The organism is Shewanella sp. Iso12, assembly GCF_012030025.1.
GTDB lineage: Bacteria > Pseudomonadota > Gammaproteobacteria > Enterobacterales > Shewanellaceae > Shewanella > Shewanella algae.
The window spans coordinates 816,278-840,876 of record NZ_JAAUHW010000001.1 but is presented as its reverse complement, the minus strand read 5'-3'; the positions used below and the strand labels follow the sequence as shown (position 1 = coordinate 840,876).

Here is a 24,599-nt window from a genome sequence, read left to right as displayed (position 1 = left end):
ACCTCTTAGTGCTCTTCTTTGCTGAAGGTGGAAGAATGTTGTTGCAGGTATTTCTGCACCAGTGCCTGGGTGTCCTGATCCATGTTGACGAAGGCCAACATCCCCTGGAACATGCCCGGCCAGGTGTTGGCATCGAAGTGATGCTCATCGGGCTGGGTGTGGCAGACACTGCAGCTAGAGGCATAAGTGCTGCGGGCATAGCCCCAGAGTGGTGCAAGTTCGGTCAGCAGATAATCGCTGTCGGTCCAGATCTCGGCTTCCACACGCTGCCACTTGAGGCCAGTCATTGGATCTTCTTTCTCTTCAAAGGTCTTGATCACCCCGTCGGTTTCGGCGGCAGCCTTGGTCAACTGAGCCGAGAGGATATTGATACCGAAGTCCATGTAGATCACCCGGCCGGCACCTATCTTCTTACGCCAGCCATCGATGGCGATTTTGACCCGCTTGCCCTTGAGCTCCAGCACCTTGATTTCGGTGACCACGTTCAGAGTACCGGCTTCTTCCGCGCTCTTGTCATCCAGGTACAGAGGTTTGGTCAAGGCGCTGAAATATTTGCCGCCCTGTTGCAGTGAGGTCTCACCCGAACCCACTTCGGCAATCAGTTCAGGGGCTCTGGCTGTGCCCATATCAGGCAGCTTGTGAGCTATGCCCTTGTGGCAATCGATGCAGGACTGATCTTTCTCGGCCGCTTGTTTCATCTGTTTTTGCGCCAGGGCTGACATCTCGTCCCATTTCATTGACTTGTAGTCATGGCAGTTTTTACAGGCCTGGGAGTTGTCACGGGCAAAGCGTTTCCATTCACGGCTGGCCATTTCCAGACGCTTGGCTTCAAATTTTTCCGGAGTGTTGACCGTTTGGAACAGCCAGCCCCAGACATCGTGAGATGCTTCCATCTTACGGGCTATCTTGCGGCTCCAGTCGTGGGGCACGTGGCAATCAGGGCAGGTTGCCCGCACGCCGGAGTGATTTGACCAATGCACAGTTTGCTGCAGCTCTTGATAGGGATTGCTCTCCATCGAATGACAGCTGATACAGAAGGCCTCAGTGTTGGTGGCTTCCAGCGCCGTATTGAAGCCGCCCCAGAAAATAATGCCCATGATAAAGGCCGACAGGCTGATGGCGCCCAGGCTCAGGTACTTGGTTGGGCGGTTGAGAGTATGCCAGATTGCTATTAACCGTTTCATCTATTCAATCCTCTCTTGTATCAGTGACTGGCGACGCCGCCGAGGGCCAGCATGATCCAGATGATCAGGCCATAGAGGCTGATACCTGTGATGGTCAGGGCCGGAAACAGCATGAAAATAATCAGGCCGTGGGCCATAAGTTCCTGTTTTTTGCTTGATGTGGACTCAGACATAGTGATTGCTCCAACGCAGCAGGGTTTGCTTGATGGGGCCACTATAGGGAAAGGATGTGAATGGCGATTGCGCTGCCAATGAATGGGATTTGAGTAAATATGAAAAGTTATGAACAACTGCATATTCAGGATGAGCCACAGATCCCGAAATCTTTTTAGCCGGGCGCGCCAATTTGCAGTATTATCCGCGACCAACAAAGGCTGCGTTGGACATCGTTTGACGATAATCCTTGGTGCCCACCACCTGCAGGTCACGTTTGTTGTGGATCTCTCACCCGCCCAGCGGGGCTCTCACCTGCCGTAGCCGGCGTCATCTGACCCGAATAAAGAGATCAAAAAGGTAGAATAATTATGATGTCTTCAAAGACAAGTACCGCTGTACCTACTACATCATCATGGCTGGAACGCTTCTTCAATATCAGCGCTCGTGGCAGCACTGTCCGCCAGGAAGTGATCGCCGGTTTGACCACGTTTCTTGCCATGGTTTACTCAGTTATCGTTGTCCCCTCCATGCTGGGAAAGGCCGGGTTTGATCCCGGCTCTGTGTTTATTGCCACCTGTCTGATTGCCGCCTTCGGTTCACTGCTGATGGGCCTGTGGGCCAATCTGCCGATGGCCATAGGCTGTGCTATCTCACTGACTGCGTTTACCGCTTTCAGCTTGGTGCTGGGGCAGGGCATGAGCCTGCCTGTCACCCTGGGGGCGATTTTCCTTATGGGTATCGTCTTTACCCTGGTGAGCGTTACCGGCATTCGCCAGTGGGTGCTTGCTAACCTGCCCAAGGGGATTGCCCATGGCACAGGGATAGGTATCGGCTTGTTTCTGCTGCTGATTGCCACTAACAGTGTGCAACTGATTGTGGCCAATGATGCCGGTTTGCCGGTCAAGCTGGGCGATATCCACAGCCTGCCGGTGATCGCCACTGTCGTGGGGCTGGCTGCCACTATCGGACTCGAGCGTCGCCGGGTACCTGGCGGCATTTTGTTGGTGATCATCGCTCTGTCAGTGTTTGGTTTGCTGTTTGACCCCAATGTGGAGTTCAAAGGCGTGTTTGCGGTACCCGACTTGGGCGCAGAAGGCTCTTTGATTGGCCAACTGGATATCATGGGTGCCCTTAACCCTGTGGTGCTGCCGATAGTGCTGGCGCTGGTGATGACCGCCATCTTCGATGCCACAGGCACCATACGAGCCGTGGCCGGACAAGCTAATTTGCTGGACAAGAATGACAACATCATAGGGGGCGGCAAGGCGCTGACCTCGGATTCTGTCAGCTCTATCTTCGCCGGTCTGGTGGGCGGCGCACCTGCCGCCGTTTACATTGAATCGGCCGCCGGTACTGCCGCAGGCGGAAAGACAGGCCTGACCGCCACTGTGGTGGGTGTGTTGTTCCTGCTGATGATCTTCCTGGCACCCCTGTCTTATTTGGTACCTGCCTACGCCACGGCGCCGGCGCTCATGTATGTGGGACTGCTGATGTTGTCCAATGTCACCAAGCTGGACTTCGATGATAAGGTGGATGCCATGGCGGGACTGACCTGTGCGGTATTCATCATACTCTCCTGCAACATAGTCACAGGCATTATGCTGGGGTTTGCAACTCTGGTTATCGGCCGTATCTGCAGCGGTGAGTGGCGTAAGCTCAAGCCAGGTGTGTTGGTTATCACCATAGGCCTGGTGGTGTTCTATATGGGCGGCTGGGCCATTTAACCCTTAGACCCTTAGACCCTTAGACTCTTATGGCTGGTGGCGGAAACTATCCCCCGCTAGAGTAAGCTTAATCGACTTAAACAAAGACCCCAGCCAGGCTGGGGTCTTTGTTGTGAGCGCAGAGTCTTGCACTCCCGGGGCTGAGAATAATGGCTAAGTCATTCGATGACTTGTCCGATACCGCTTGCTAGCTGCAGGCAAGCCCATCGGCGCCGTATTTGATCATCCCTGAGCTGGAAACCGTCACACTTCTTGAGCCGCTGGCCTGTTTGGCGGGGCAATAGATAAAGGTCACTTCACCTGTGGTGTTGCTGAGGCCATCGGGACGAAAGCCCACATTGCTGCCTTTAATGGCATCTTTGCTGTCGATGCCTTCCACTACCCGCAGCACTTTTTCACTGCCGCTGGCAGTGGTATAGACCTTGAGGCCATTGTTGAAATTGGCGGCGCAGCCGACAGCACTCTGATAGCCACAAACTTCTACTGTCATGCCGTAGCTGATGGCTTGGTTGCGGGCGAAGGACAGGGCTTGCTCAATCCGGCTTATTTCCGACTGACTACGGTAGCCTTCATACAAGGAGGTGAGAGAAGGAACCCCCACAGACAGCAGTATGGCGGCTACAGCAATGGTGACCATGAGTTCGACCAGAGTAAAGCCGCGGATTCTGGAACTGGAAAAATGTGGTACAGCCATAGTCAACTCTTCACACGAATAGATAGGCTTAAGTATAAGTGAATGAGTTGTTAATTACAGCTGTCTTTGCAAATCCTGTGCAGTGGTCGTCAATTCAGCCGCCATCACCATCCTGGCAATTGATATTTTCATCCTGAGAGTGACGGATTCGCCCCGCCTGATTGATGACCAAGGCCTCGGAATGGGGACTGTTGGCCTGACCCGGGCAATATTTGAAGGTACCATTGGTTCCTGTTGCCAATCCGTCCGGCAGAAAGCGTATTGCATCCCGGTTGTACCTGAGTATGTCTTGGCTATCAAAAGCGCCGCTTTGAAAAAGCAGCTTGTCGTCATCATCCAGGGCCAGATTACCGTTGCGATCGCTGAAAACCGTTACTCCTTGTTGCCAGGCATCGGCTTCACAGCGGCCATCCTTGAGAGCGCAGACACTGACTCTGACACCATAACTAATGGCCTGATTGCGGGCAAATTGCAGTAGTTGTTGTACTTGCTTGATGCCGGTTTGAGCGCGATAACCTTCGTAGAGTGACTTGAGTGAGGGGCCCCCGACCGAGGCAAGTACCGCCAGCAGAGCCATGGCGACCATGACCTCCAGCAGCGAAAAACCAAGCTGTAAATGACGCATAATCTCATCCTTGAGTGGTGGGCGGCCCGCATCCGGCGAACCTGAGTGTTAGTTTAGTCCAGGCAGTGGCTTGGTTCTGGTTTCCTTTTAGATGAGTTTGCACTAAATATTGCACTTGCTTACCTAAGGGATGAATAAGTACACCGAGTTGATCATGGCTACTGCGAAGGAATAGGCCTGGTTTTTTCATCTGAGCGGACAATCACTTCTTGCCCGCAGTATGTCGTGATAAGCTATTGCGATTGTATGCGAACAAGCAAAATCGCGAGCTATTTCTCCGGTCAAATTGCCGTGGGAATGGTCATGAGTTGCAGAAGAATTCCAAGCCCTAAAGGAGTGCCTGATGAAGAAAGTGGAAGCCATAATCAAGCCGTTTAAACTGGACGATGTCCGTGAGGCGTTGGCTGAGATAGGAATAACCGGTATGACGGTTCTGGAAGTCAAAGGTTTTGGCCGTCAGAAGGGACATACAGAGTTGTACCGTGGTGCAGAGTATATGGTCGACTTTCTGCCCAAGGTGAAGATAGAGCTGGTTATTCAGGATGATCTGCTGGAACAGGCACTGGATGTGATTGTTGAAACCGCCCGTACCGGTAAAATCGGCGACGGCAAGATCTTTGTGACCGATATCGAACGCATTATTCGTATCCGTACCGGTGAAGAAAACGAAGAAGCGGTATAAAAACGAACGTAAAAAGTGAGGTTCATTGCAGGTTAGCGTGGACTGGAAATGAAAACGGTTGGAGAGTTATTGTTTAGTTGCCAAATAAAAACAATGACCCACTCCAACCGTTGTCGATGTCGAATATTACCTGCACTAGCTCAGACTTGTACTGACAGTGTAGTGGTCAAGTTAATTGGGCACTACAAGCCAATCACACTCAGAACCAAAACCACCGAATGTTCCTGCGTCCATTTAAGCAGTTTGTTATGTGTAAAATCACGATTATCGGAGTAAAGAAAAATATTTATCCAAGGTGATCTCTGCTACCCAACACTCCAGCGTACCTTCACAGGATAAACCTAATGGGTTCAAAGGAGTACAGGCACTTTTGATAGGTACTAGAGAGTTTTCAATTTGATATTCAAAAGTGTAATATTCCGTTTTATATATGAATTTATCCCCCAATAAACGACCATTCTCATCGTCGTGCCTCATAAAATAACGCGTAATTACGTGGACTTCCTCATCGTTCTCTTCAACTAATTGAGAAACAACATTAGCCATTCCTTCGTAACATTCAAATATTAGTTCAGAGAACTTATATTCATTAAAAGTATCAGTCATATTGATAGGGCGAAAATATATATGAGGTCTAAGAATAACACCTTCCTTAGAACTAAAAGCCACATTTAATCCACTATGAGGCACTTGTTCATATAAGCTTTTTTTAAGAATCAAATGTTGGTCGAAATATATAACCTCATATAAATCATCACTCATTTACACTACATCTCCTTAACTTGTTGGCAGATTCAAATCCACACATAAAAATCAAGCTACCCACTGTAAAACAATAACTTAATCTTCTTTCTGTCTGCGTTCAAGCACCAGTAGGGGATTTGAGCACCCGGAGGTAGAAAGATATCCATGAGTTGCAGAGGTTTGATGAAATCGAACCTATTTCACGCAAAAATGCGAGATTTGAGCCGTGCTAGCCCAACCCATGCTTCAGGGGATTTCAACAACTGTGGTTGAGATAGAGTGGGGTTCAGGCCGTTTGAAAGTACTGACAGCTGGTTGCAAAATGCCGTCGTCGCTTCTCCAAGTGTTCGCAGTAGCAGCTGAGCTCTTGCAAGGTGCCTACCGGCCCATGAAATAGTCTTCCAAATTCAGGTGACAAAATGAAGACACCCATAATTCTTGGCAGGTTTCTCTCACCTTGTCTAGGCTTAAGGAGCAAAATAGAGACACCCATAATTCTTGGCAGATTGTTGGCTCCTTGTCTAGGCTTGAATGGAGCCTTTGAAAAGGAAAGGATGCCATGCCGAGGCCAAGATATGCTCAAGTCAGTCTTGAGGACACCCCCTTCTATCACTGCATCTCCCGCTGTGTACGTCGCGCCTTTCTATGTGGCGTTGATGATTATTCCGGCAAGAGTTATGAACATCGTCGTGATTGGGTTGAGTCGCGTCTATTGGAACTGGTGGCCGTCTTTTCCATTGACTTGTGTGCCTATGCAGTCATGTCCAATCATCTGCACTTGGTGCTCAGAGTTGACTTGAAAACCGCCACTGAATGGACATTGGAGCAGGTTTTACAGCGTTGGCACCTGCTTTACAGTGGAACCCTGTTATCCCAGCGTTTTCTGCGCGGTGAAACACTTTCTGATATTGAATATCTGACCCTGCAACAAACCACTGAAGTCTATCGCCAACGTTTGATGGATATCAGTTGGTTTATGCGTGCGCTCAATGAACCTATTGCCAGACAAGCCAATCGGGAAGACGGATGCAGCGGTCGCTTCTGGGAAGGCCGCTTCAAATCCCAGGCGCTATTGGATGATGCAGCCGTATTGGCCTGCATGGCTTATGTTGACTTGAACCCAATCCGCGCGGGAATAGCCAAAACCCCGGAGAACTCAGACTATACCAGCATTCAACGGCGGATACGGGCCGCGATGCAGGGCGAAAACACACCTGAGCTGTTCCCCTTTGTCGGCAATGAACGGCTGAACATGCCACAAGGATTGCACTTTGAAGCCAAAGATTATCTGCAACTGGTCGATGATACCGGGCGCATTATCCGCCACGACAAGCGCGGCCAGATTACTGCCGGCACTACGACCATTTTGAATCGTTTAAACATCCCCATCGACAACTGGCTCAAGTTAACGACTGATTTTAGCCGTCTATTCAAGGGGCCGGTTGGGACACTGGAATCTCTTACAGACTACTGTACTCACCTACAACGACGACGAAGGCAAGGGGCCGCTAATTGTCAGAAGTTGTTTAGCTGAATTCCCGAGGCTCCAAGATATTTCTCTCCAATCGAACTTTGTCCGACCTCCACCGTGTCTGAAATTCGACTTTTGCGCTCATTTCAATAACTGAATGGCCCTCAAAAGGCTTGAAAGATGATTTTCTCCCAGTGAAAACATCAGTGTTTCTGTGATCCAGGCAACTAGAGTCTTCACTCAGCTAATAATGGGTGTCTTTGTTGTCTCTCCCGCTCATTTCAATAACTGAATGGCCCTCAAAAGGCTTGAAAGATGATTTTCTCCCAGTGAAAACATCAGTGTTTCTGTAATCCAGGCAACTAGAGCCTTCACTCAGCTAATAATGGGTGTCTTTGTTATTTTATCTTTGTTATTTTACTCTGTTGATCCCTTCTTGGTCGGGAGTGAGGCGAAGCTCCACGACTTTAGGCCGCTGGCACAGCGGCTATCATAGCTTCCAACTAAAAGTTCCTAAGTTAGTACTGGCCGAGCTTCCGGCCACGGTGTAGTCAATCACCTGCGGTGCGCCTTTCGCACAGGCGATCCTGTGACACGGCGTGAATACGTCCATGTAGCCTCGACGAAAACGTCCCTGTTTTCGATGGTCACAGTTTCGCCTGTGCCTGGAAATGAGGTGTATGTCTGCGGACACTTCAGATGTTTCAAGTTACCCAGTGCTAACAGAATTGCACCAATACCCCCTTCGGAGCCGCCGCTGGCGTTGTTGCAAATTGGCGTAGCCTAGACAGGTGAGTCGACGCAGTGCACAAATGGGGCTTATTCGCACCTTCAGCCCCTTTGTTTTTTGATTGGTTTTCTTGAGATTAAGCCAAGATTATTTCCATTTATCTCTGAGGAACTCAGGCTCCATATATTCGTCGGGATAACGTCTCTTGCTGTCCCGGCGGCGTTGTTTGACCCGTTTGTTCTTTTGCTTACCTCTGACATGATCTCCCCATGGAGCATCGTTGTCGTCGAAATCATAGTGGTTTGACATGATCCATTTCCAATAACACAGTGCATATAGGTTGCACCGCTCCTTTTTACCTAAAGCGCCGGTCAAGCTAAAGTGAGAAATTTAGCGTCTCAAGGTAAAAATTATTGCATGTCTGTCCACGGTTATCTTCAGGCATAAACCTGACTCTTGCTAGCCTTGTTTACGAAAACGAACAACAAACATCCCATCTGCATTGGCTTCAAAGGGCCAAATCGTCAAATACTGCGTCTGTTCACCGCTGAATGGGTGGCTGAGCGTTTCCAGAGTAAACTCGGTCCGCTTGGTCAGGAAGGCATCGACCACCTGGCGGTTTTCGCTGTCCGCCAGGGAGCAGGTGGCGTAAACCAAGGTGCCACCTGGCTTGATTGCATCGCAGGCGCGGCTGAGTATGTCGAACTGCAGCGCGGGTTTATCGCTGATGGCCTGGCTGTCATCCAGCCAGCGCATGTCCGGATTTCGGCGCCAGGTGCCGGTGCAGCTGCAGGGGGCATCGACCAACACGCCGTCGAAGGCTTCTCTGGCAACCGGCAGGGCATCGCTGCGCCAAGGCGCAACCTTGATGTTGAAACCGGCGCGTTTGGCACGCTTTTCCAGTTCATTGAGCGCAGCCGGGCGGATATCCGAGGCGGTAATAGTGCCAAAAACGCCTTTGGCGGCGCTATCTTGCTGCATCAGCGAGCTGAGTTGCAGGCTCTTGCCACCTGCGCCGGAGCAGGCGTCCCACCAGTTTTCGCCAGCTCTTGGGGCGCAAACCTGGCCTATGACCTGGGAGGCCAGATCCTGCACTTCAATAAAACCTTCTTTATAGAGTCTGATTTCATTGAGATTGATACTCTTGCTGCCAAGGCTGATGGCGTCATTGAAGACGGGCGCGGCGCTTGCGTCGACTCCGGCGCTTCTGAGTTCGGCCAGGGCCTTGGACAGCGGTATATTCTGTACCCTGGCCCAGATGGGCGGGCGGCTGCAAAGCGCGTCTATCAGCTCCTTTTCCCGGGCCTCTGGCATCGGCGCTACGGCCTGCCAGAACCAGTCCGGCGCCAGGTCTCTTGCCAAGACATGTCGGCCAGAAACCTTGGAGACCAATGCGGCGGCGGCTTTGGGGGCCAGAGCCTGCTCAGGCAGGGCGAATGACTTGCCTGCTTGTTGCTGCCAGGCACTGATAATGTCCGTCCAAGGGTGGGCTTCTATCGCCGCCGCCAATGCCAGGCGTTGGAACCACAGGCTTTGCTCATCGCCATTCTCAAGCTGTTGCAACCAACCCCACCAACGAAATAGGGCAAATAGGGTCTCCCGAATGACTCTTCTGTCTTTGGAGCCGTGTTTCTTGTTGCTGCGGAAATAGTTCGCCAGCACCCGATCGGCACTCTGACGACTGTCGAGGATTTCGGTGAACAGTGTGTTGATGGTGTTGGCATAACTGGCGGCACGTTTTTGGGCCGGAGTCAGTGAAGGGCTTGGCGCGGTCAAAGGTTTCTCTGCATCAAGTAGGGATAGCAATGGCGCCAATATTAACAGAAGTGCCGTGGCCTGTCCCCGGCACCTTGTTTTGCTAATGTTTAACTAATGTTTACCACACTGCTCAGACTTAGCGGGTAACCATTTGCGCTATCTGTTTGGCCCGGTCTTCATCACTCAACTGGTCCCTGGACTCTGGGGTGACTATGCCTTTTTGACAGGCCGGGCGCTGGGCCAGCGTATCCAGCCAACGTTGCAGATGAGGCAGGCCTTGAATATCTATGCCGCTCCAGTCGTAGATCCGCACCCAGGGCCAGGTGGCCATATCGGCTATGCTGTACTCATCACCGGCCAGATAGGCATGTTTGGCCAACTGATTATCCATCACCTCAAACAGGCGCCGGCCCTCTTTTTGATAACGCTCTATCGCGGCCGGGATCTTCTCCGGAAAATAGCGGTAGAACACATTGGCTTGTCCCATCATGGGGCCTACGCCGCCCATCTGGAACATCAGCCATTGGATGACCTTGGAGCGATTCTTGGCATCAACAGATAAGAATTTCCCCGTTTTTTCAGCCAAGTAAAGCAAGATGGCACCGGATTCAAACACCACGAAATCATCGTTATCCCTGTCTATGATGGCCGGGATCCGGCCGTTGGGATTGATGGCTAAAAACTCGGGCTGTTTCTGTTCATGGGCACTGAGGTCCAGATGGTGTACCCGGTAGGGCAAGCCCATCTCTTCCAGGGCTATACTGATTTTAAAGCCGTTGGGTGTGGCGGCGGTATAGAGTTCAATCATGTGTGTCTCCTAGATTTTATCCTTGCTTTTATCCTTGTTTTGGCTGGCTTATTGCCTGGCGTTGTCCGGTTTGCTCATACCAGCTCTGCAGTACAGGGAAAGGCTGCAGTGAAATCTGCAGATTTTTGATGAATCCCAATAAGATATAGGCGGTAATATCGGCAATGGAGTAGTTTTCACCGGCCAGATAAGGGGATTCACTCAGGCGCTGCTCCAGCAGAGGCAGGAAAGATTCCAGACGCTTGCGGGATTCTTCGCCCCAGGCTTGAATGCAGGTTTCCCGGTCGCTGTAGATGCCGCTGATATTGCGAAATGCCTGAAAGGCAGGTAACAACCCCTGCAGTTCAACGATGCGCTGCCACATCTCCACCTTTGCTCGCTCCAGCGGCGTGCTACCAAAGAGCTTGAGCTCGGTAGGGAACAGCTCGTCGAGATAACGACAGATGGCCACAGACTCGCACAGATAACTGCCATCATCCAGCTCCAGCAGCGGAATGCGGCCATTGAGACTCTTGGCCTTGAATTCGGCCGAGAGATTTTCTCCGCCGCGAAGATCGACGTTTACCCGCTCGATATCTATGCCTTTCTCCGCCATGAAAATACTGACTCTGCGGGCACTTGGGGTAGGTCCGAGTTCATACAGCTTCATCTATCTTTCTCCATCTGTCTTGGGCCGTTTTGCCCCTGTATGAGGGAAGGTGCGAATAAGTCCTCGCGGCACTCTGGCTTACACAGCAATTGGCATTCAAGGCATCTGACTGAAGGCATGCCGGGGCCTGTCGAAGTCGGATAACGCAGAGAGCCGATTGTTGTGCAAGCCCCGAAGGGCGTGGCTTACAAGCCTGCCTGCTGTGTTGTGCTTCTTGCAAAGGACTAGGGCCATTTGCTGCGAGCCACGCCTTGCATCCAGGCTTGTAAGCCGACGCAGAGCACGCATGGGACTTGTTCGCACCTTCCTTAGTTATTTTCCCTGGCTTGGCTGTCAGGAAAATGTACTCAAATCTTTTTCGGAACGATCGTTTAGGTTAGACTTTAGGGGATATCAGAACGATCAGTCAAGAATTAATTTGGCTAAATATACAGCACGTCATTCGCTGGAAACGCTTGGGAGCAGTATGGCAAGAAGTTGCAATTTTGACCGGGAAGATAAGCTGAAATTGGCAATGGAGCTCTTTTGGCAAAAGGGTTATGCCGCCACCTCAGTAGCGGATCTGGTCGAGCATCTGGGGATCAACAGATTCAGTCTCTATAACACCTATGGCGACAAGCTGAATCTGTACCGGGAGGCGCTGCGTCTGTATCTGCAGCAAAACTCTTTGCCAGCGCTCGACAGCCTGCGTGCCGAAGGCGCAGGGTTACAGCAGGTAATTGATTACCTTGAACAGTTTGTGGCCCTGCAGCGAGAGCAAAAATACGGCTGTTTCCTGCAAAATGCGCTGCTGGAGATGAGCCTGGAGGATGCTGTCGTACAGCAAGAGAGTCGGCACTTGTTTGACTCCATCAAGGAGGCGTTTGCCAAGGCGTTGACCCACGCCAGAGAGCGCGGCGAGCTTAACAGCGACAATACCGAGGCGCTCGCAGCCTGGTTACTGCTGCAACTGCAGGGAATTCGGGTGCTCGGCAAGGCCGGTTTGCATCAGGAGTTGCAGCAGGCACTGAGTGTGATGCGCGCTCAGCTTGGACGTTGAGCCAGATTGTACCTGGGCGGTTTAAGCCCGGGTACGGCAATCAATAATCCAGGAACAGACATCAATAATCCAAGTCCAGGGCGAAACACAGATAACGCATCAACGCCTGGGTGTGTTGGAACTCACTGGCACAGAAGTCGACAAAATCGCTGCGACAAACCTGCTCTTTTGTCAGCATCTTAAGCGCCACATAGTCTTTGCGTTTCAACTCGTTTATCAATGGGTGGCTTTTATCGAACCCCTTGGGGGGCCGCACCAGGCTGTCACCGTCCATCGTAAACCCCTGGCGCTGTAATTCCTCCAACGCCTTGCTGTAGGCGCGTGGGTTGTCGTCGATACATTGCCTGATGGCGCCGAGCACCTTGGATTCGGGGCGCCAGATCCCGGCAGCGATAAAGCAGCCATCGTTGGCCAGATGCAGATACAACCCGGGAGCGTGAACATCCTTACCCTGAAAATGGCGAAACTGGATCCCGACATTGAGCTTGTAGGGCGACTTGTCGTGACCAAAGCGAGTGTCCCGCTGTGGTCGCATCAAACTGCCTCCGACCTTCTTGGCGACCGCCGTCAATCTGGGAGACAAGGCCTGAATAGGCTGCTGCATCTGTTCAATAAATGTCAGTGCCGGCCCCCTGAGCAGGGTTTCATATTCGTCCTGATGTTGCTTGAACCAGGCTCTGTCGTTGTTGTTTTCCAGCCGGGTCAGAAAGGCAAAACCTTGTTCGCTGAAGCTCATCTTTATTCTCCATTTTCTTCACGGCGATATCTCAGGTGAAAGCCTGTTGTGAGTCAAGTGGTTTTACATTTTTAAAACAAAGATAACCAAATTGGATCCTGTGTAAATATCGGTGAGAATAATTCTCATTTGCCAGCTTGATTCTTATAATGCCGCCTTATTTTTAAGGGGAGATGATAGATGACAAGCGAACAATCCCGGCGAATGGCGCCGAGCGGCAAGCTGCCATTACTGCTGTGTGCCTTGGCGCCCTGGCCCTTGCTGGCCGCCACTTCTCAGCCGCTCAAGAGTGGTACCAGTGTGCTGGGTGAGCCTAAGGTGGAAGCGATAGAGATCATAGAGGTACGTGGCCAGCCTTTTCGTCGGGAACTGACGCTGACCCGTCCGGGCGAAGCCTTGGTGACATTGGAGGACATAGAGGAGCAACAGGCGGGAAACTTTGCCGAAGTGCTGGACACTGTGCCCGGCATCACTCTTGATGGCGGCCCCCGTAGCGGCGGTGAGAAAGTCAATGTTTGGGGCTTTGGTGAGACAGAAGATCTCAATGTCTATGTCGACAACGCCCCGGTCGGGTTTGAACAGTATCGCTACGGCTCTTTCTTTATCGACCCGGATATGGTCAAGCGAATTGAGGTGATCAAGGGCGCCCACGATCCCCGCTCCGGCAATGGTGGTTTCGGTGGCTCCATGTATGTGGTGACCAAGAGTGCCGATGATTTTCTGGATTACGGCAAAAAATTGGGCGCCAGAGTCAAGGCCAGCTATGCCGATAACAACGGCTTGGAGACTTACACAGGTACGCTTTATGGCCGCTTGAACTCAGGGCTGTCGGCACTTGTTAACTACAGCTATAAAGATGCTGGCGATCTTGAGCTGGGCAACGGCCAGGTGTTTCGTTTCTCAGGTTATCGGCAAAACAACCTCCTGGCCAAGCTGGATTATGAGCTGGGGGCGCACAAGTTGTCTTTGAGCTATACCTCCTACGATGATGAAGGCCGTAAACCCTGGGCCAACCGTCGCGGCGAAATGCCCACTGTATCTGAGTTCAATATCAAAAAGTACGGCTCTTTTGAGGCGGCAGAATACGCCAATACCGCCCTCAACAGTTACAAAGACCGCACAGTTTCACTCAACTACCGTTATACACCGGCCAGTCCGCTGTGGGATCTGCAATTGGCGCTGTCCAGCAGCAGTAACGACAGGCACTGGGTAAGGCCCCAGATAGCCTTCGATAAGATGTTTGTTTCTGTAGGTAACTTTGGCCACGAGTCCTGGCTCGAATACGACAGGGACTTTATCGATATCAACAACACCAGCCAGTTGGGTGACCACTTGCTGACTGTGGGGCTGCAGTACCGCTCGCTCGATCGCCGCTCACTGGTATTCAACAAGAGTTATCAGAACAAGGCGGAGAAAAACTTCGGCCTGTACACGCCTTACTATCAGCCTGGAGGTCGCCAGGATACCTACGCTTTTTATATCAGCGACAGCATTGCCCTGACGGACAACCTCATCCTAAAACCATCGCTGCGGTTCGACAGTATTTACAGCATAGGCCATGGCAATCTGGCGCCGGATTACAACGACCCCAGTGTCGGCCATGACTTTTCCTCTACCCGCCACAGCGGTTGGTCGCCAAGGCTTGGGCTGGAATACCGTCTCGGTGATGTCAGTTTCCTGACCCTGGACTATGCCTATAGCCTGCAGGCACCTGTGGTGGATGAGATTTATGCGGTGCAATATGCCAAGGCCAGTAGTGCTCAGGCGACCAGTCGCGGGGTAGATGTCGAGCGGCTGCACGCCTATAAGCTTGGGCTGAGCAGCGCCTTTGATGGGGTCTTCGCCGGCGATGACAGGCTCTCGACCCAACTGACTCTGTATTGGAATCAGGGAAAACAGGATATCGCCCAGCGCAAAGGGCTCTGGGTCGACAAGAGTCAGCCATTTGAGAGCGGTTATGTGAATCTCGACGGCTACCATATCTACGGTGGCGACTTCGAGGCTCAATACCGTTGGCACGATTGGTTTGCCGACTATACGGCTTCCTATACCCGCGGCAAGCACAGCGGCAGCCTGCGTGACAGCAGTGGCAGGGATGAAAACCTGGCAGACATTCCTCCGCTCAATATGCGTCTGCACCTGGGGTATTACCTGACTCCCGAGCTGTCGCTCTCCTGGCGTGGCAGTTGGTATGATGCGCAGCAGAAGGTGCCGGAAGAGGGCCTGTTTGTCAGCGATAGACCGAGCCAGGCCTATTTTCTGCAAGACTTGTATCTTGCCTTCCAGCCGGAAGATATGTTGCAGGGGCTTGAGCTGAGGCTGGCGCTGCGTAACTTGACAAATCAGTATTACAGTCCGCATCTGGCCGATGGCATTGCGGCTCAGGGACGGGATATTCGCCTCAGTCTGGCGTACCAGTTCTGATAAAACCCCAGTTATTTTGTGCTTTTGTGAGCTGCAAACCTGATCAAGCTCTGATTTTGCGGCATAATGTGCGTTTTGCCTGACCGAAGAATATTAGTAATGACTTCAGAAACTGAACTGCAAAGCCGCTGTGGCGGGAAATGTGAACTCTGTGGAGCCGAAGGCGCTCTGTCTGTCTACGATCTGCCTCACTCGGGTGATCGCACCGACGGTGACATCATGATCTGCGCTACCTGTGAAGGTCAGATTGCCGCTCCGGACACCATGGATGTTAACCACTGGCGTTGCCTGAACGACAGTATGTGGAGTCAGGTTCCTGCCGTACAGGTAATGGCTTACCGCATGCTCAAGCGCCTCAGTGGCGAAGGTTGGGCTCAGGATCTGCTGGATATGCTTTATCTGGAAGACGATCTTAAAGCCTGGGGCGATGCCGAGTCTCTGGCGGCCGACAGCGATGATTCGGCGCCGACACTGGACAGCAATGGCACTCAGTTGGCCGCCGGTGATACCGTAGTGATTATTAAAGATCTCAACGTGAAGGGCACCAGCTTTGTGGCCAAGCGTGGCACCGCCGTGCGTAACATAGCTCTGACCAACAACCCTGAGCATATCGAAGGCCGGGTCAATGGTACCCGCATCGTTATCCTGAGCTGCTATGTGAAGAAATCTTAAGCGGAGCTGTTCGCCTCTTCGCTGATTAATGCAGTTAAAAAACGCCGCAGAAATCGATTTCTGCGGCGTTTTTCATTTCAGGGCTTGGGATTTGTCGCACGCTGGAATATGATTCCTTGTTAAGAATCTTGTTATCGAGATAATTATGTCGCAGGAAGAGCTGAAAACACAAACCCACAAGCCACAAGCCAAAGATATCAAGGATGGCGTAGACACCATAGTCAGTCAGTGGCTGGCCGCCGGTGTTACTGATGATCTGCAACCGATGGAAGTCTTTGGTCGCCTGGCCAGAATACATAAGCATATAGAAACCGAAATCCTTCGCTGCCATGGCGAGTTCGGTCTGCGTCAGGGGGAGTTTGATGTACTGGCAACCTTGCGTCGCAGCGGTGAGCCTTACACTCTGACCCCGGGGCAATTGCACCAGAGCATGATGCTGACCTCAGGCGCCATGACCAGCCGTTTGGATAAGCTGGAGCAGAAAGGGCTCATCTGCCGCAGTCACTGTACCGAAGACCGTCGGGCGGTGAATGTACAGCTTACTGCCGAAGGCAAGGCCAAGGTGGAGGCCGCACTGCCGGCCCATATGGCGGCTCAGCAGCAGTTGCTTAAAGGGATCTCGGTCAAAGACAGGCAAAAACTGGCTGCGCTGCTCAAGGGCTGGTTGGGTGAACTTGAGTCCTGAGCCTGATGAGCTTCCGGTGCAGACGACCGCGATGATCCGCCCCGGCAAGCCGGGGATTAAAAAAGAGCTGGCCTTTAAGTGACTTCAATCCTCCAGAGGGCGCAGATCCGCCACCAGATAGACCAAACACAAGCTGTTCAGTGGCATTACAGGGTTACTCCAGATCATCCGGGTGTGGCGTCCGGCTTCACCGAATACCGCCAGCAGCAGATCCGAGGCGCCATCCAAGGCTCTGGGGTGGTCGAAAAAGCCGTCGGCGACATTGAGCACTCCCTCGAGGCGGATAATCTGTTTTATCCGTGAGAGGTTTCCCAACGCCTGTTGCAATTGGGCTATGGCGTTGAGCGCCGCCAACTGACAGGCGGCATAGCCATCCGACAATTCCAGATCTACCCCTAGCCGACCCTGATACTTTATCTTGCCCTCTTCAAAGGGAAACTGGCCTGAGGTCAGTAGTTGATGGCCGCTGATCACTACAGGCTCGTAGTTGCCGAGCGCCGAAGCGACCCGGGGCAGACTCATTCCCATGGCGTTGAGCCGCTGCTCAGGTGTGTCATGCATCATGATTCGATTCCTCACAGGTTTGACGACGCCAAAGGGGAGACAGCCATTGGGACAGGATAACCGGATGAGCACTCAGCCAACGTCCGGCAGCTTCTTCTGCGCTAAGGCCTTCGCGGTTGATGGCATAGTCCAGCTCGGCAATGTCCCTATTGAGCATCCGAATATTATCCAGCACCCGCAGCTGAGCCTGAGTAAAGTGACCGGCGGCATTTTCTGCCAGCAAGAGTACGGCGCGATCTTTTCCACCCAGCAGACCTTTTGGATCCTTGAGTTCCCGTATCTTGTATTTATGATGCAAAAACTGGGGTTGCCACAGGGGCACCACGGCCCAGGTCTTGTGTTGCAGTGCATCCTCAAAGGCGTCGAAACATTGCTGCTCAGTGCCGGTATGGAACTCATAGCCGGCCCGTTGCAGACCATAATCCTGCATCATCTGTTTTGAGAAACGGCTGATGCCGGCACCCGGGCCAATGCCTTGAATGTGGCGGCGCATTTTCTTCAACACGTCTGGGCGCAGTAGATCCGTCACCGAATCCACTTGCTCTTGCGGCACATACTCTGGCACGCCCCAGAGGGCATAGGGTTCATAATGCAGCCCCAGTTCCCGCACCTCTAGATTTTGCCTGACCTTATCCAGATAGATGCCGTGGCTGTGGGGTAACCAGGCGGAGCAGAGCAGATCAAGCTCGCCCCGGCCCAGGGCGTCGAAGTTGGCCTGATGATCGGCAAAACTCAATTGCACCGATTTACCCATGATATCCAGCACATGGACAACAATGGCGGCAGTGGCCCGGTGAAAGCTGAGATTGGTGACTCCCAGCCGCAGCGGCGTTTCCTGTGATGCTGAAGTGACTGCTTGGTTTGGTATCGGGTTTGGCATGGGGTTTCTCCTGTCAAAGGTATTGCCGTTAGGATCAGCGAAATCTCAGCTTGGGCATGGCTTCTCCCAGGACCTTATTGTCCGGTGAGAAGGGAAAAATCATCTCGACGGTAATGCCGTTGGGGTCTTCCAGAAACAGTTGATGTTCAAGAATTTCAGGAACCTGCCGCTCGCGAAAATGCAGCTCAAGTGCAAGCAGTTTGTGCTGCATGGCACTTAGGTCTGCGCCGCGAAAGGCCAGATGATCCACGACGCCGGAGCCATTGGTGCTGCGCCTTTGTCCCAGGTAGGCCTCGAGTGCCGGGTTTTGCTCGGCGGCCACCAGATGCAGCACAGGTTTGTCTGCGGCATACAACCAATGGCCCGGAAAGGCGAACGCAGGGCGGTAGCCCTCGCTCAAGCCGACAACCCGGCAGTAGAAATCTCGGGTCTGCTGCAGCTTACTGCTGCGCAGTGTGTAGTGATCCAATCCCTGAATATTCATGATGGACTCCTTGGTTTCAGTTTCCTGCTACACCGGCGCTCAAAGGTTTGAAGCGGAAGATGTAGTAAGGGGGTTGGTTTTCGGCCTTGCCATCGTTCAGTGGCGCAGACAGCGGCAGCTGTGCGGCGGCGCTGTAGAGGAAGCCATCGGCACCCAGGCTGACACCGTCTGGCCAGATCATTCTCGGATCTGTGGCAAAGGGGCGATACTCACGACTGCTTGCCGGAATAATGCCGATACGGCGCTCGCCGACTTCGGTGAGGTAGAGATTGCCGTCGACATCTATGCTCAGGCCGCCGTTATTGGGTTTGTGGGCCCAAAACTGCACCTGATTGGCCAGCACGCTTGCCGGCAGGGAAGGATTGGCCAACGCCAACATGGGGATCCGGTACAGTTCCCCCTTGTTGAGCGGGGCAAAGTAGAGCCACTCTTCATCTTTATCCATGGCAATACCATCGACGCCCACATAAACGGGAATCGATTTCTGCCCGGCTGTGCCGGCATCTATCACTATCGGGCGCTTGGTGTCAGGCATCACGCTCGGATGGCCCTGCAGTACCCGGCGGCTCTGGCCTGTTTTGAGATCTACCACTACCAGAGCAGCCTTGTCGCCCACAGGCCCGGTGGCAATACCTTCATCGGCGATAACAATCAACTGATGCTTGGGGGATATCAGTAAGTCATTGTGCTGCGACTCCGGCAGGGATACAGGTGATGGCAAGTGGATAATCCGCTCCAGCTTGTCGGTATTGCTGTTCCAGGCCACCAGTTTCGGGGTGACTCTGGGGCTGGCCTGGCCCGAGTCCAGCAACCAGACAATGCCGTTGGCATCGGTACGCAGACCAAGAACCCAGTTGAGGCAGGTATCGGGATCTTTCTGGCTGCCGTCGGCGCGGACACAGCCTTGCCAGTCGCGGTTTGGAAATGGTTTGCTGCTGCCATCGGCGAGGATTTCCGCCACCTTGGTTTCAGGCTCGTAAAAGGGGTGAAAACTCACCAACATACGCCCGCTAGGCGTGAAGCTGATACCACCGACAGCCTGCTCTGTAGTGCGGTAAACCTGAACTTGGCTCTCAGAGAATTGTGAAGCGGGTGCCGCGGCGGCTGAGATACCAAAGGAGACCAGTGCGCCGGCCAGCAGGGTAGACAGAGTCAGGAGTTTCATTGGGTTGACTCCTTTCTTGGGCCGGCCAGCAGCACGAGTTCGCTCTTGGCCAGAGTGTGTTGCCAGAGGAAGAAGCCGGTCAGCGCCGCTGAATAGTCGGGTTTTACCGGCAGTTTGGCCACATCCAGCGCATGGACTGTCCACTTGTATCTGTGCTGACGCCCCTCGGGTGGGCAAGGGCCGAAGAAACCGGGTTTTCCCAGATCTGTGTTTGACTCAATGGCGCCTTCCGGTAAGGGGCCGCCATCTTTGCCGCCCGGCAGGCTGTGGACATTGGCGGGAATGTCATATACCACCCTGTGCCAGAAGCCTGAACCTGTGGGAGCATCCTGATCGTAAAAGGTGATGGCAAAACTCTTGGTTCCTGCCGGCGCATTTTGCCAGTCCAGCCTGGGCGCCAGGTTGGCACCGCTGCAACCGAATTGGTTCCAGTAGTAGTCTGCCGGTATGACTCGATTGGCCGTTAATGAGCTTTTCAGTTGTAAATCTGCGCCATGGGCCAAGGGTTGTAATGCCAGAGCACCAAGCCCCAAAAGGTATCCGATACCGTATTTCATGGTGTAATATCCTTTAAATTAAAGTGAATTTGGTTGATTGGCGTTATCATAGAGAAAAGCTTTCCTGGGATAAGCGGGCAGCCGTTGGCTTTAGTTTCAAAAATTTTTTGAAAAAGGCGGTTTTGACTGAACCCGGGCTGACAGGAATTCAGATCCCGGCTGCGGCCATTAGGCTTTGGGGTTAAGGTAAGTCTGTGTGCCGATATGGCCGGGTGTGTGTGTTAACGGGATGGATTATGAAGCTGTTTATTCGTGTGGCTGTAGTGTTGGGGCTGGTGTTTCTGGCGGTGATCGCTCTTGGGATCTACAGGTTCAACTTCACCGAGGATGACCTCTATGTCAGGGAAAACGATATGGTGCGTCCACTGGCTGAATTCGATGGCGGGGCCAAGGGGGTGATGAAGCGGCTGTTCAGTCTGGATACCCGAGAACAGTTCAGGATCCGTTTGCCGGACAGCAATAAGTCAGTCACTCTTACCGGCTTTAAGGAAGAGCAGCATCTGGCGTTTGGCGAATATCAGGATGAAGTGGTTCGTGGGGAGGTGTTGCTCGATTACCGTAAGCTGACCCCTTTAAACTTGCCCGGCAATGCCGAATCCATGCAGTTTGTTGTTCCGTTCGCGGTGACAACCCAGGGCTCAGGTGTGTTCTGGTATTTGGGCATGTTCAGATTTGACTATCAAACCGGCGCCATTGCGCATCTGGCCAGCCAGTTTCTCGGCGACCGGATTGAGATTGAAGCCATTACCCCCAAAGAGCCGTTCGACCCGCCTTACAGCGTGACTCTGGCGCTGAAGACCCGCACCCAGGAGCAATCCATGGCCGAAGCGCCGGGCGAGTATATGGAACGCACTTTCTTTGTGACGCTTACCTCGATTCTGCCGTCTTCTTCCCAATAGGCGCCCGACTGAATGAGCCATGAATCTATGTCTCATCAGGCCGCTTTTCAGGCGCTGACAGACTTTTTCCTTGAGTTGGGGCTTGAACCCAGTGCTTTGGCGCCACTCTTGGATAAGGCTCAGCTGAAAAGTTGTCAGGCAGGTGAGGTGCTGCTGGCACAAGGTGGCAAACAGCAGTCGGGCTTTTTATTGCTCAATGGGCTGCTGCGGGCCTGCCACTATCTGAGTGATGGTCAGCAGCGCTGCAAAGAGTTCTATTTCCCTGGCGAATTTTGTCTGCTTTACAGCAGTTTTCTCAGTGCTGAGCCTGCCCGTTATCAACTTGAGGCACTGGAAAACAGCACTCTGGTGGTTGTGCCCCTGAGCCTGTTTGAGCTTGGCGGGTTTCAGCGCGCCGAGCTTTCATTGCTGCGTGCCCAGTTGCGCTACAAGGAGCAGAAAGAAGCTTTTCTATTACTCAAGTCGCCAGAGCAGCGCTACCTGTGGTTAAAAAATCATTGGCCACACTGGATAAGCGCCCTGAGCCAGGTGCAGTTGGCCAACTATATCGGCATCACCCCAGAGAGCCTCAGCCGTATTCGCCGGCGTCTTAACCTAAGTTAATGCCATCGCCTCAATGGCACAGCACAATAGCGGCCGGTTTCAATCTTCCGGGATACTGTGTTGTCCATTTTTGTTATTTCACAGCTGTTGGTCACTCTGGCGCTGTTCAGCGATCTTTTGTCATTCCAGTTCAGGCACAGGCGCGCCGTGCTCGCTTGTCTGGTGGTGTCGGGCCTGCTGATCTCGGCGCATTTTATCTTGCTCAACCACTGGAGCCCGGCCATTTTAATGTTGGTTGCCAGTGTCAGATTCTTTGTCAGTATCTTCACCGTCGACAGACGTCTGATGTGGCTGTTTATGGCCGCTTCGGTCACGGCCGTGGCTCTGAGTTTCAATCAATGGCTCGATCTTTTGAGTCTGGCCGGCAGTTTGTTGCAGACCAGGGCGGCCTTTTGCCGTGATGACAAACGATTAAGGGAGCTGATGTTCATCGGCAGCGGTTGTTGGCTGCTGAATAACATCCTGTTGGGTTCGCCGATGGCGGTATTAATGGAGTCTGTGTTTATCGGCAGCAATCTGTTGGGATACTACCGTTTCTATCTGCGCCGCAAAGGCTCTGCGCCCGTACAAGGGGGCTAATTCATGCGCGCCTTGCCACCGATAATCTTGAATGCAGGCACGCCGCGGATCAGTGCCTGACGGGCGAAGACCTGGCCGCAGCCGGGGCAGGTACAGGGCGTTTGCGTATGATCTGTCAGGATCCGTTCGACAAAACATTTAACCAAGGCGCCTTTGCCGCCCTTTCGATATTTGAACAGTTTTGCCTTGCAGCCGCAGCAGATGATTTCCACCGTCTGTTGCGGTCCTTTTTTATTGGGCTTACTCACTTGCCCGGCAGTTCGGTTTCCAGCTCAATATCAGTGCAGCCCTTGGGGCAGCGGATGCTGGCAAGCTCTGAGGTGGATTTTGCCGGTGGCAGGGTGGCACTCAAGGCTTGTTGGCATTTAGGGCAGGGCACTTTTTTACCGGCCAGCAGTTGTTTGATCAGATTTTTCTGCGCCTTGAAGGACTGGGCGCTGCTTTGGTTGATATTGGAAAAGTCGGCGGATTGAGCTGTCATAGGCAGTATCTGAATTCGTCTGTTACGGGTAAATAAGTCTGCAGCGATTATAGCCTTGCCGGCGTGGCAAATAAAAGAGGGGCGCCTGGCGCCCCCTTTATCAATGCAGCTTGAGGTGGGGATGGATTATCCGGGTTATCCCCTTGGCAAACATCAGCAGGGTGCCCTTGACCACGCCGTGCAGCTCTATCAAATGGCGGCGATAGAGAGAGGTATAAACAAATCTGGCTATCTTGCCTTCGACCATGACGCCTCCGCCAATGAAAGACATCAGGTTGCCGACCGTGTGGAAGCGTGACAGGTTCACCAGTGAACCGAGATCCTTGTAAAGGTACTCTTTCGAGGGAGTTTTGCCGCCGAGCATGGCTATGATGTTATCCGCTGTCATCAAGGCCATCTGCCTGGCGGCCTGGCCCCTTGGCGGCACCCAGCTGCCGTCCGGCTGCGGACAAGCGGCACAGTCCCCAATGGCAAAGATATGCTCATCCAGCGTGGTTTGGGCATTGGGTTTGACCAGCAGTTGATGGATATGATTGCTTTCCAGGCCGCCAATGCCGTGGAGAAACTCAGGCGCCTTGACCCCGGTGGACCAGATCACCATATCGCTCGGGATCTCTTCGCCTTCACTGGTAGTCAACGCCTTGGCCGTCACCTGGGTGATACGGGTATTGGTCATCACCCGGACTCCCAGAGTGCTCAGTTCTCTGGCGACTGCCGCCGAGATCTCTTCCTTTTCCACCTTGGGCAGTATTCGTTTGTCGGCCTCAATCAGGGTGACTTCCAACAGGCTGGTATCTATCTTGTAGCCAAAGCCCTTGAGCTGATCCACTGCGTGATGCATTTCGGCCGACATCTCCACCCCGGTGGCACCGGCGCCGACGACGGCGATTTTGATCTTCTCATCCAACTGTTGATGGCTGGCATAACGCATAAACTTGTTCAACAAGCGCTGGCGGATGGCCATGGCCTGTTCTGTGTTGTCGAGGAAGACGCAGTGTTCCCGCACCCCGGGAATATTGAAGTCGTTGGCGATACTGCCGATGGCAACCACCAGATAGTCATAGTCGATGCGCCGTGATGGCAACAGTTCTTCACCTTTGTCATCACAAATGGGCGCCAGTATCACTTGCTTGGCTTTGCGGTCTATGTCCGTCATGGCGCCTTGCTGAAAGTGATAGCCGTGAGCGGCTGCGTGACTGCGGTAACTGATGGCATCAACCCCGACATCCAATGCGCCTGTGGCGACCTCATGGAGCAGGGGTTTCCAGACATGGCTGTCGGCGACATCGATAAGCGTGACTCTGGCCTTGGCTTTGCGGCCCAGTTTATGGCCCAGTTTGGTGGCGATCTCCATACCACCGGCGCCGCCGCCGACGATGACGATATTGGCTAACTCGTGCATTTAATGGCTTTCCTGTTGCAGATTTAAAAACAAATTCTGTTATTCCGGCGGGCGAACTCGTTCGCCCTGATTTGCATCAACCCCGCAAGGCCTGAATGATTGAGATCTTTAGACTTTGGCCCGCGGTGGAAAGTCTAGCAGTGGCAGGGTTTGCCAACAATTGGCCTAAAAATGGATTATATTTGGGGTAAGTTTGAGTTTTCT

General features: G+C 52.9%; 28 protein-coding genes and 1 pseudogene. 10 read left to right on the top strand and 19 right to left on the bottom strand.

The window, feature by feature from the left end:
- Positions 1–5: 5 nt before the first annotated feature.
- Together torC and HCX89_RS03710 are read right to left on the bottom strand one after the other, a co-directional pair.
- Positions 6–1,184 (bottom strand): pentaheme c-type cytochrome TorC, encoded by a 1,179-nt coding sequence (gene torC, locus HCX89_RS03715; protein ID WP_167715089.1) that lies wholly within the window; start codon positions 1,182–1,184, stop codon positions 6–8.
- Between the two features lie 20 nt (positions 1,185–1,204).
- Positions 1,205–1,357: a nitrate reductase gene (locus HCX89_RS03710; RefSeq protein ID WP_025009952.1), complete on the bottom strand. Its 153-nt coding sequence runs from the start codon at positions 1,355–1,357 to the stop codon at positions 1,205–1,207.
- A 351-nt stretch (positions 1,358–1,708) separates the two neighbouring features.
- Between HCX89_RS03710 and HCX89_RS03705 the strand changes: the two genes are divergently transcribed.
- Complete coding sequence (locus HCX89_RS03705; RefSeq protein ID WP_045283637.1) at positions 1,709–3,064, top strand: NCS2 family permease; 1,356 nt, start codon at positions 1,709–1,711, stop codon at positions 3,062–3,064.
- 187 nt (positions 3,065–3,251) lie between these two features.
- Here HCX89_RS03705 and HCX89_RS03700 read toward each other — a convergent pair whose 3' ends face one another.
- Both HCX89_RS03700 and HCX89_RS03695 read right to left on the bottom strand, forming a co-directional pair.
- Positions 3,252–3,758, bottom strand: a complete 507-nt coding sequence (locus tag HCX89_RS03700; RefSeq protein WP_025009954.1) for a GspH/FimT family pseudopilin — start codon at positions 3,756–3,758, stop codon at positions 3,252–3,254.
- A 94-nt stretch (positions 3,759–3,852) separates the two neighbouring features.
- On the bottom strand, positions 3,853–4,383 hold the full coding sequence (locus HCX89_RS03695) for a GspH/FimT family pseudopilin (protein ID WP_167715087.1): 531 nt from the start codon (positions 4,381–4,383) through the stop codon (positions 3,853–3,855).
- Between the two features lie 343 nt (positions 4,384–4,726).
- Here HCX89_RS03695 and glnB point away from each other — a divergent pair, with 343 nt between their 5' ends.
- Positions 4,727–5,065 (top strand): nitrogen regulatory protein P-II, encoded by a 339-nt coding sequence (gene glnB, locus HCX89_RS03690; RefSeq protein ID WP_025009956.1) that lies wholly within the window; start codon positions 4,727–4,729, stop codon positions 5,063–5,065.
- Between the two features lie 264 nt (positions 5,066–5,329).
- Here the strand turns inward: glnB and HCX89_RS03685 are convergent, their stop codons facing one another.
- Both HCX89_RS03685 and HCX89_RS22805 read right to left on the bottom strand, forming a co-directional pair.
- The gene (locus tag HCX89_RS03685) at positions 5,330–5,827 is read right to left on the bottom strand and encodes a hypothetical protein (RefSeq protein ID WP_025887940.1); all 498 of its coding nucleotides are present in this window, start codon (positions 5,825–5,827) and stop codon (positions 5,330–5,332) included.
- Positions 5,828–6,095: 268 nt separating this feature from the next.
- Positions 6,096–6,227, bottom strand: a pseudogene (locus HCX89_RS22805) (transposase); the annotation flags it as partial.
- Positions 6,228–6,368: 141 nt separating this feature from the next.
- Between HCX89_RS22805 and HCX89_RS03680 the strand changes: the two are divergent.
- Positions 6,369–7,343 carry a transposase gene (locus HCX89_RS03680; protein WP_167715085.1) on the top strand — a complete coding sequence of 325 codons (975 nt, stop codon included), beginning with the start codon at positions 6,369–6,371 and terminating at the stop codon, positions 7,341–7,343.
- Positions 7,344–8,157: 814 nt separating this feature from the next.
- Here HCX89_RS03680 and HCX89_RS03675 read toward each other — a convergent pair.
- The 4 genes from HCX89_RS03675 to HCX89_RS03660 form a co-directional block, all read right to left on the bottom strand.
- Positions 8,158–8,319, bottom strand: coding sequence for a hypothetical protein (locus tag HCX89_RS03675; RefSeq protein ID WP_037437387.1), 162 nt, complete (start codon positions 8,317–8,319; stop codon positions 8,158–8,160).
- Positions 8,320–8,469: 150 nt separating this feature from the next.
- Entirely contained in the window at positions 8,470–9,786 is a 1,317-nt protein-coding gene (locus HCX89_RS03670; RefSeq protein WP_243888464.1) for an RsmB/NOP family class I SAM-dependent RNA methyltransferase, read from the bottom strand.
- Between the two features lie 118 nt (positions 9,787–9,904).
- Positions 9,905–10,576, bottom strand: coding sequence for a glutathione S-transferase family protein (locus HCX89_RS03665; RefSeq protein ID WP_167715084.1), 672 nt, complete (start codon positions 10,574–10,576; stop codon positions 9,905–9,907).
- Positions 10,577–10,604: 28 nt separating this feature from the next.
- Positions 10,605–11,225 (bottom strand): glutathione S-transferase family protein, encoded by a 621-nt coding sequence (locus tag HCX89_RS03660; RefSeq protein ID WP_146508571.1) that lies wholly within the window; start codon positions 11,223–11,225, stop codon positions 10,605–10,607.
- A 466-nt stretch (positions 11,226–11,691) separates the two neighbouring features.
- Between HCX89_RS03660 and HCX89_RS03655 the strand changes: the two genes are divergently transcribed.
- A complete protein-coding gene (locus HCX89_RS03655) occupies positions 11,692–12,264 on the top strand; it encodes a TetR/AcrR family transcriptional regulator (protein WP_037468223.1) in 573 nt (190 codons plus the stop codon).
- Positions 12,265–12,325: 61 nt separating this feature from the next.
- Here HCX89_RS03655 and HCX89_RS03650 read toward each other — a convergent pair whose 3' ends face one another.
- Complete coding sequence (locus HCX89_RS03650) at positions 12,326–13,000, bottom strand: DUF2461 domain-containing protein (protein WP_144135653.1); 675 nt, start codon at positions 12,998–13,000, stop codon at positions 12,326–12,328.
- Positions 13,001–13,180: 180 nt separating this feature from the next.
- Between HCX89_RS03650 and HCX89_RS03645 the strand changes: the two genes are divergently transcribed.
- From HCX89_RS03645 to HCX89_RS03635, 3 genes are all read left to right on the top strand, one after another.
- A complete protein-coding gene (locus HCX89_RS03645; protein ID WP_243891313.1) occupies positions 13,181–15,424 on the top strand; it encodes a TonB-dependent receptor in 2,244 nt (747 codons plus the stop codon).
- A gap of 99 nt (positions 15,425–15,523) precedes the next feature.
- On the top strand, positions 15,524–16,096 hold the full coding sequence (locus HCX89_RS03640; RefSeq protein WP_025011406.1) for an alkylphosphonate utilization protein: 573 nt from the start codon (positions 15,524–15,526) through the stop codon (positions 16,094–16,096).
- A gap of 145 nt (positions 16,097–16,241) precedes the next feature.
- The gene (locus HCX89_RS03635) at positions 16,242–16,781 is read left to right on the top strand and encodes a MarR family winged helix-turn-helix transcriptional regulator (protein ID WP_044733949.1); all 540 of its coding nucleotides are present in this window, start codon (positions 16,242–16,244) and stop codon (positions 16,779–16,781) included.
- 84 nt (positions 16,782–16,865) lie between these two features.
- Here the strand turns inward: HCX89_RS03635 and HCX89_RS03630 are convergent, their stop codons facing one another.
- Genes HCX89_RS03630 through HCX89_RS03610 form a run of 5 tightly spaced genes read right to left on the bottom strand, consistent with a single transcriptional unit; the run spans position 16,866 to position 20,431 of the window.
- Complete coding sequence (locus tag HCX89_RS03630) at positions 16,866–17,345, bottom strand: Atu1372/SO_1960 family protein (protein WP_252347977.1); 480 nt, start codon at positions 17,343–17,345, stop codon at positions 16,866–16,868.
- Positions 17,335–18,225, bottom strand: a complete 891-nt coding sequence (locus HCX89_RS03625) for a glycine betaine ABC transporter substrate-binding protein (RefSeq protein WP_144437937.1) — start codon at positions 18,223–18,225, stop codon at positions 17,335–17,337. The genes HCX89_RS03630 and HCX89_RS03625 overlap by 11 nt, the downstream gene beginning before the upstream one ends.
- Before the next feature lie 34 nt (positions 18,226–18,259).
- Positions 18,260–18,709 (bottom strand): VOC family protein, encoded by a 450-nt coding sequence (locus tag HCX89_RS03620; RefSeq protein ID WP_071238036.1) that lies wholly within the window; start codon positions 18,707–18,709, stop codon positions 18,260–18,262.
- Positions 18,710–18,725: 16 nt separating this feature from the next.
- Positions 18,726–19,874, bottom strand: a complete 1,149-nt coding sequence (locus HCX89_RS03615) for an L-dopachrome tautomerase-related protein (RefSeq protein ID WP_167715082.1) — start codon at positions 19,872–19,874, stop codon at positions 18,726–18,728.
- Positions 19,871–20,431, bottom strand: a complete 561-nt coding sequence (locus HCX89_RS03610; protein WP_025890065.1) for a YbhB/YbcL family Raf kinase inhibitor-like protein — start codon at positions 20,429–20,431, stop codon at positions 19,871–19,873. Before HCX89_RS03610 ends, HCX89_RS03615 begins: the two co-directional genes overlap by 4 nt.
- A 236-nt stretch (positions 20,432–20,667) precedes the next feature.
- Between HCX89_RS03610 and HCX89_RS03605 the strand changes: the two genes are divergently transcribed.
- The 3 genes from HCX89_RS03605 to HCX89_RS03595 are packed head-to-tail and all read left to right on the top strand — an operon-like array spanning position 20,668 to position 22,512.
- Positions 20,668–21,330, top strand: coding sequence for a hypothetical protein (locus tag HCX89_RS03605; RefSeq protein ID WP_044733953.1), 663 nt, complete (start codon positions 20,668–20,670; stop codon positions 21,328–21,330).
- 12 nt (positions 21,331–21,342) lie between these two features.
- Positions 21,343–21,933, top strand: coding sequence for a Crp/Fnr family transcriptional regulator (locus HCX89_RS03600; RefSeq protein ID WP_107005647.1), 591 nt, complete (start codon positions 21,343–21,345; stop codon positions 21,931–21,933).
- Between the two features lie 60 nt (positions 21,934–21,993).
- Positions 21,994–22,512: a YgjV family protein gene (locus tag HCX89_RS03595; RefSeq protein WP_107005648.1), complete on the top strand. Its 519-nt coding sequence runs from the start codon at positions 21,994–21,996 to the stop codon at positions 22,510–22,512.
- Here HCX89_RS03595 and HCX89_RS03590 read toward each other — a convergent pair.
- From HCX89_RS03590 to HCX89_RS03580, 3 genes are all read right to left on the bottom strand, one after another.
- Positions 22,509–22,760, bottom strand: coding sequence for a hypothetical protein (locus tag HCX89_RS03590; protein ID WP_028778989.1), 252 nt, complete (start codon positions 22,758–22,760; stop codon positions 22,509–22,511). The genes HCX89_RS03595 and HCX89_RS03590 overlap by 4 nt on opposite strands.
- Positions 22,757–22,993, bottom strand: coding sequence for a hypothetical protein (locus HCX89_RS03585; RefSeq protein WP_025011415.1), 237 nt, complete (start codon positions 22,991–22,993; stop codon positions 22,757–22,759). The genes HCX89_RS03590 and HCX89_RS03585 overlap by 4 nt, the downstream gene beginning before the upstream one ends.
- Before the next feature lie 100 nt (positions 22,994–23,093).
- Positions 23,094–24,395 (bottom strand): NAD(P)/FAD-dependent oxidoreductase, encoded by a 1,302-nt coding sequence (locus HCX89_RS03580; RefSeq protein ID WP_045282927.1) that lies wholly within the window; start codon positions 24,393–24,395, stop codon positions 23,094–23,096.
- Between the last annotated feature and the right edge of the window lie 204 nt (positions 24,396–24,599).

Coding starts and splice junctions, on each gene's coding strand:
- HCX89_RS03675 (WP_037437387.1), bottom strand. CDS start 8,319: ATGTCAAACCACTATGATTTCGACGACAACGATGCTCCATGGGGAGAT.
- HCX89_RS03640 (WP_025011406.1), top strand. CDS start 15,524: ATGACTTCAGAAACTGAACTGCAAAGCCGCTGTGGCGGGAAATGTGAA.
- HCX89_RS03695 (WP_167715087.1), bottom strand. CDS start 4,383: ATGCGTCATTTACAGCTTGGTTTTTCGCTGCTGGAGGTCATGGTCGCC.
- HCX89_RS03600 (WP_107005647.1), top strand. CDS start 21,343: ATGAGCCATGAATCTATGTCTCATCAGGCCGCTTTTCAGGCGCTGACA.
- HCX89_RS03705 (WP_045283637.1), top strand. CDS start 1,709: ATGATGTCTTCAAAGACAAGTACCGCTGTACCTACTACATCATCATGG.
- HCX89_RS03630 (WP_252347977.1), bottom strand. CDS start 17,345: ATGATGCATGACACACCTGAGCAGCGGCTCAACGCCATGGGAATGAGT.
- HCX89_RS03660 (WP_146508571.1), bottom strand. CDS start 11,225: ATGAAGCTGTATGAACTCGGACCTACCCCAAGTGCCCGCAGAGTCAGT.
- HCX89_RS03655 (WP_037468223.1), top strand. CDS start 11,692: ATGGCAAGAAGTTGCAATTTTGACCGGGAAGATAAGCTGAAATTGGCA.
- glnB (WP_025009956.1), top strand. CDS start 4,727: ATGAAGAAAGTGGAAGCCATAATCAAGCCGTTTAAACTGGACGATGTC.
- HCX89_RS03685 (WP_025887940.1), bottom strand. CDS start 5,827: ATGAGTGATGATTTATATGAGGTTATATATTTCGACCAACATTTGATT.
- HCX89_RS03580 (WP_045282927.1), bottom strand. CDS start 24,395: ATGCACGAGTTAGCCAATATCGTCATCGTCGGCGGCGGCGCCGGTGGT.
- HCX89_RS03645 (WP_243891313.1), top strand. CDS start 13,181: ATGACAAGCGAACAATCCCGGCGAATGGCGCCGAGCGGCAAGCTGCCA.
- HCX89_RS03585 (WP_025011415.1), bottom strand. CDS start 22,993: ATGACAGCTCAATCCGCCGACTTTTCCAATATCAACCAAAGCAGCGCC.
- HCX89_RS03615 (WP_167715082.1), bottom strand. CDS start 19,874: ATGAAACTCCTGACTCTGTCTACCCTGCTGGCCGGCGCACTGGTCTCC.
- HCX89_RS03610 (WP_025890065.1), bottom strand. CDS start 20,431: ATGAAATACGGTATCGGATACCTTTTGGGGCTTGGTGCTCTGGCATTA.
- HCX89_RS03625 (WP_144437937.1), bottom strand. CDS start 18,225: ATGCCAAACCCGATACCAAACCAAGCAGTCACTTCAGCATCACAGGAA.
- HCX89_RS03620 (WP_071238036.1), bottom strand. CDS start 18,709: ATGAATATTCAGGGATTGGATCACTACACACTGCGCAGCAGTAAGCTG.
- HCX89_RS03700 (WP_025009954.1), bottom strand. CDS start 3,758: ATGGCTGTACCACATTTTTCCAGTTCCAGAATCCGCGGCTTTACTCTG.
- HCX89_RS03665 (WP_167715084.1), bottom strand. CDS start 10,576: ATGATTGAACTCTATACCGCCGCCACACCCAACGGCTTTAAAATCAGT.
- HCX89_RS03710 (WP_025009952.1), bottom strand. CDS start 1,357: ATGTCTGAGTCCACATCAAGCAAAAAACAGGAACTTATGGCCCACGGC.
- HCX89_RS03650 (WP_144135653.1), bottom strand. CDS start 13,000: ATGAGCTTCAGCGAACAAGGTTTTGCCTTTCTGACCCGGCTGGAAAAC.
- HCX89_RS03635 (WP_044733949.1), top strand. CDS start 16,242: ATGTCGCAGGAAGAGCTGAAAACACAAACCCACAAGCCACAAGCCAAA.
- HCX89_RS03680 (WP_167715085.1), top strand. CDS start 6,369: ATGCCGAGGCCAAGATATGCTCAAGTCAGTCTTGAGGACACCCCCTTC.
- torC (WP_167715089.1), bottom strand. CDS start 1,184: ATGAAACGGTTAATAGCAATCTGGCATACTCTCAACCGCCCAACCAAG.
- HCX89_RS03605 (WP_044733953.1), top strand. CDS start 20,668: ATGAAGCTGTTTATTCGTGTGGCTGTAGTGTTGGGGCTGGTGTTTCTG.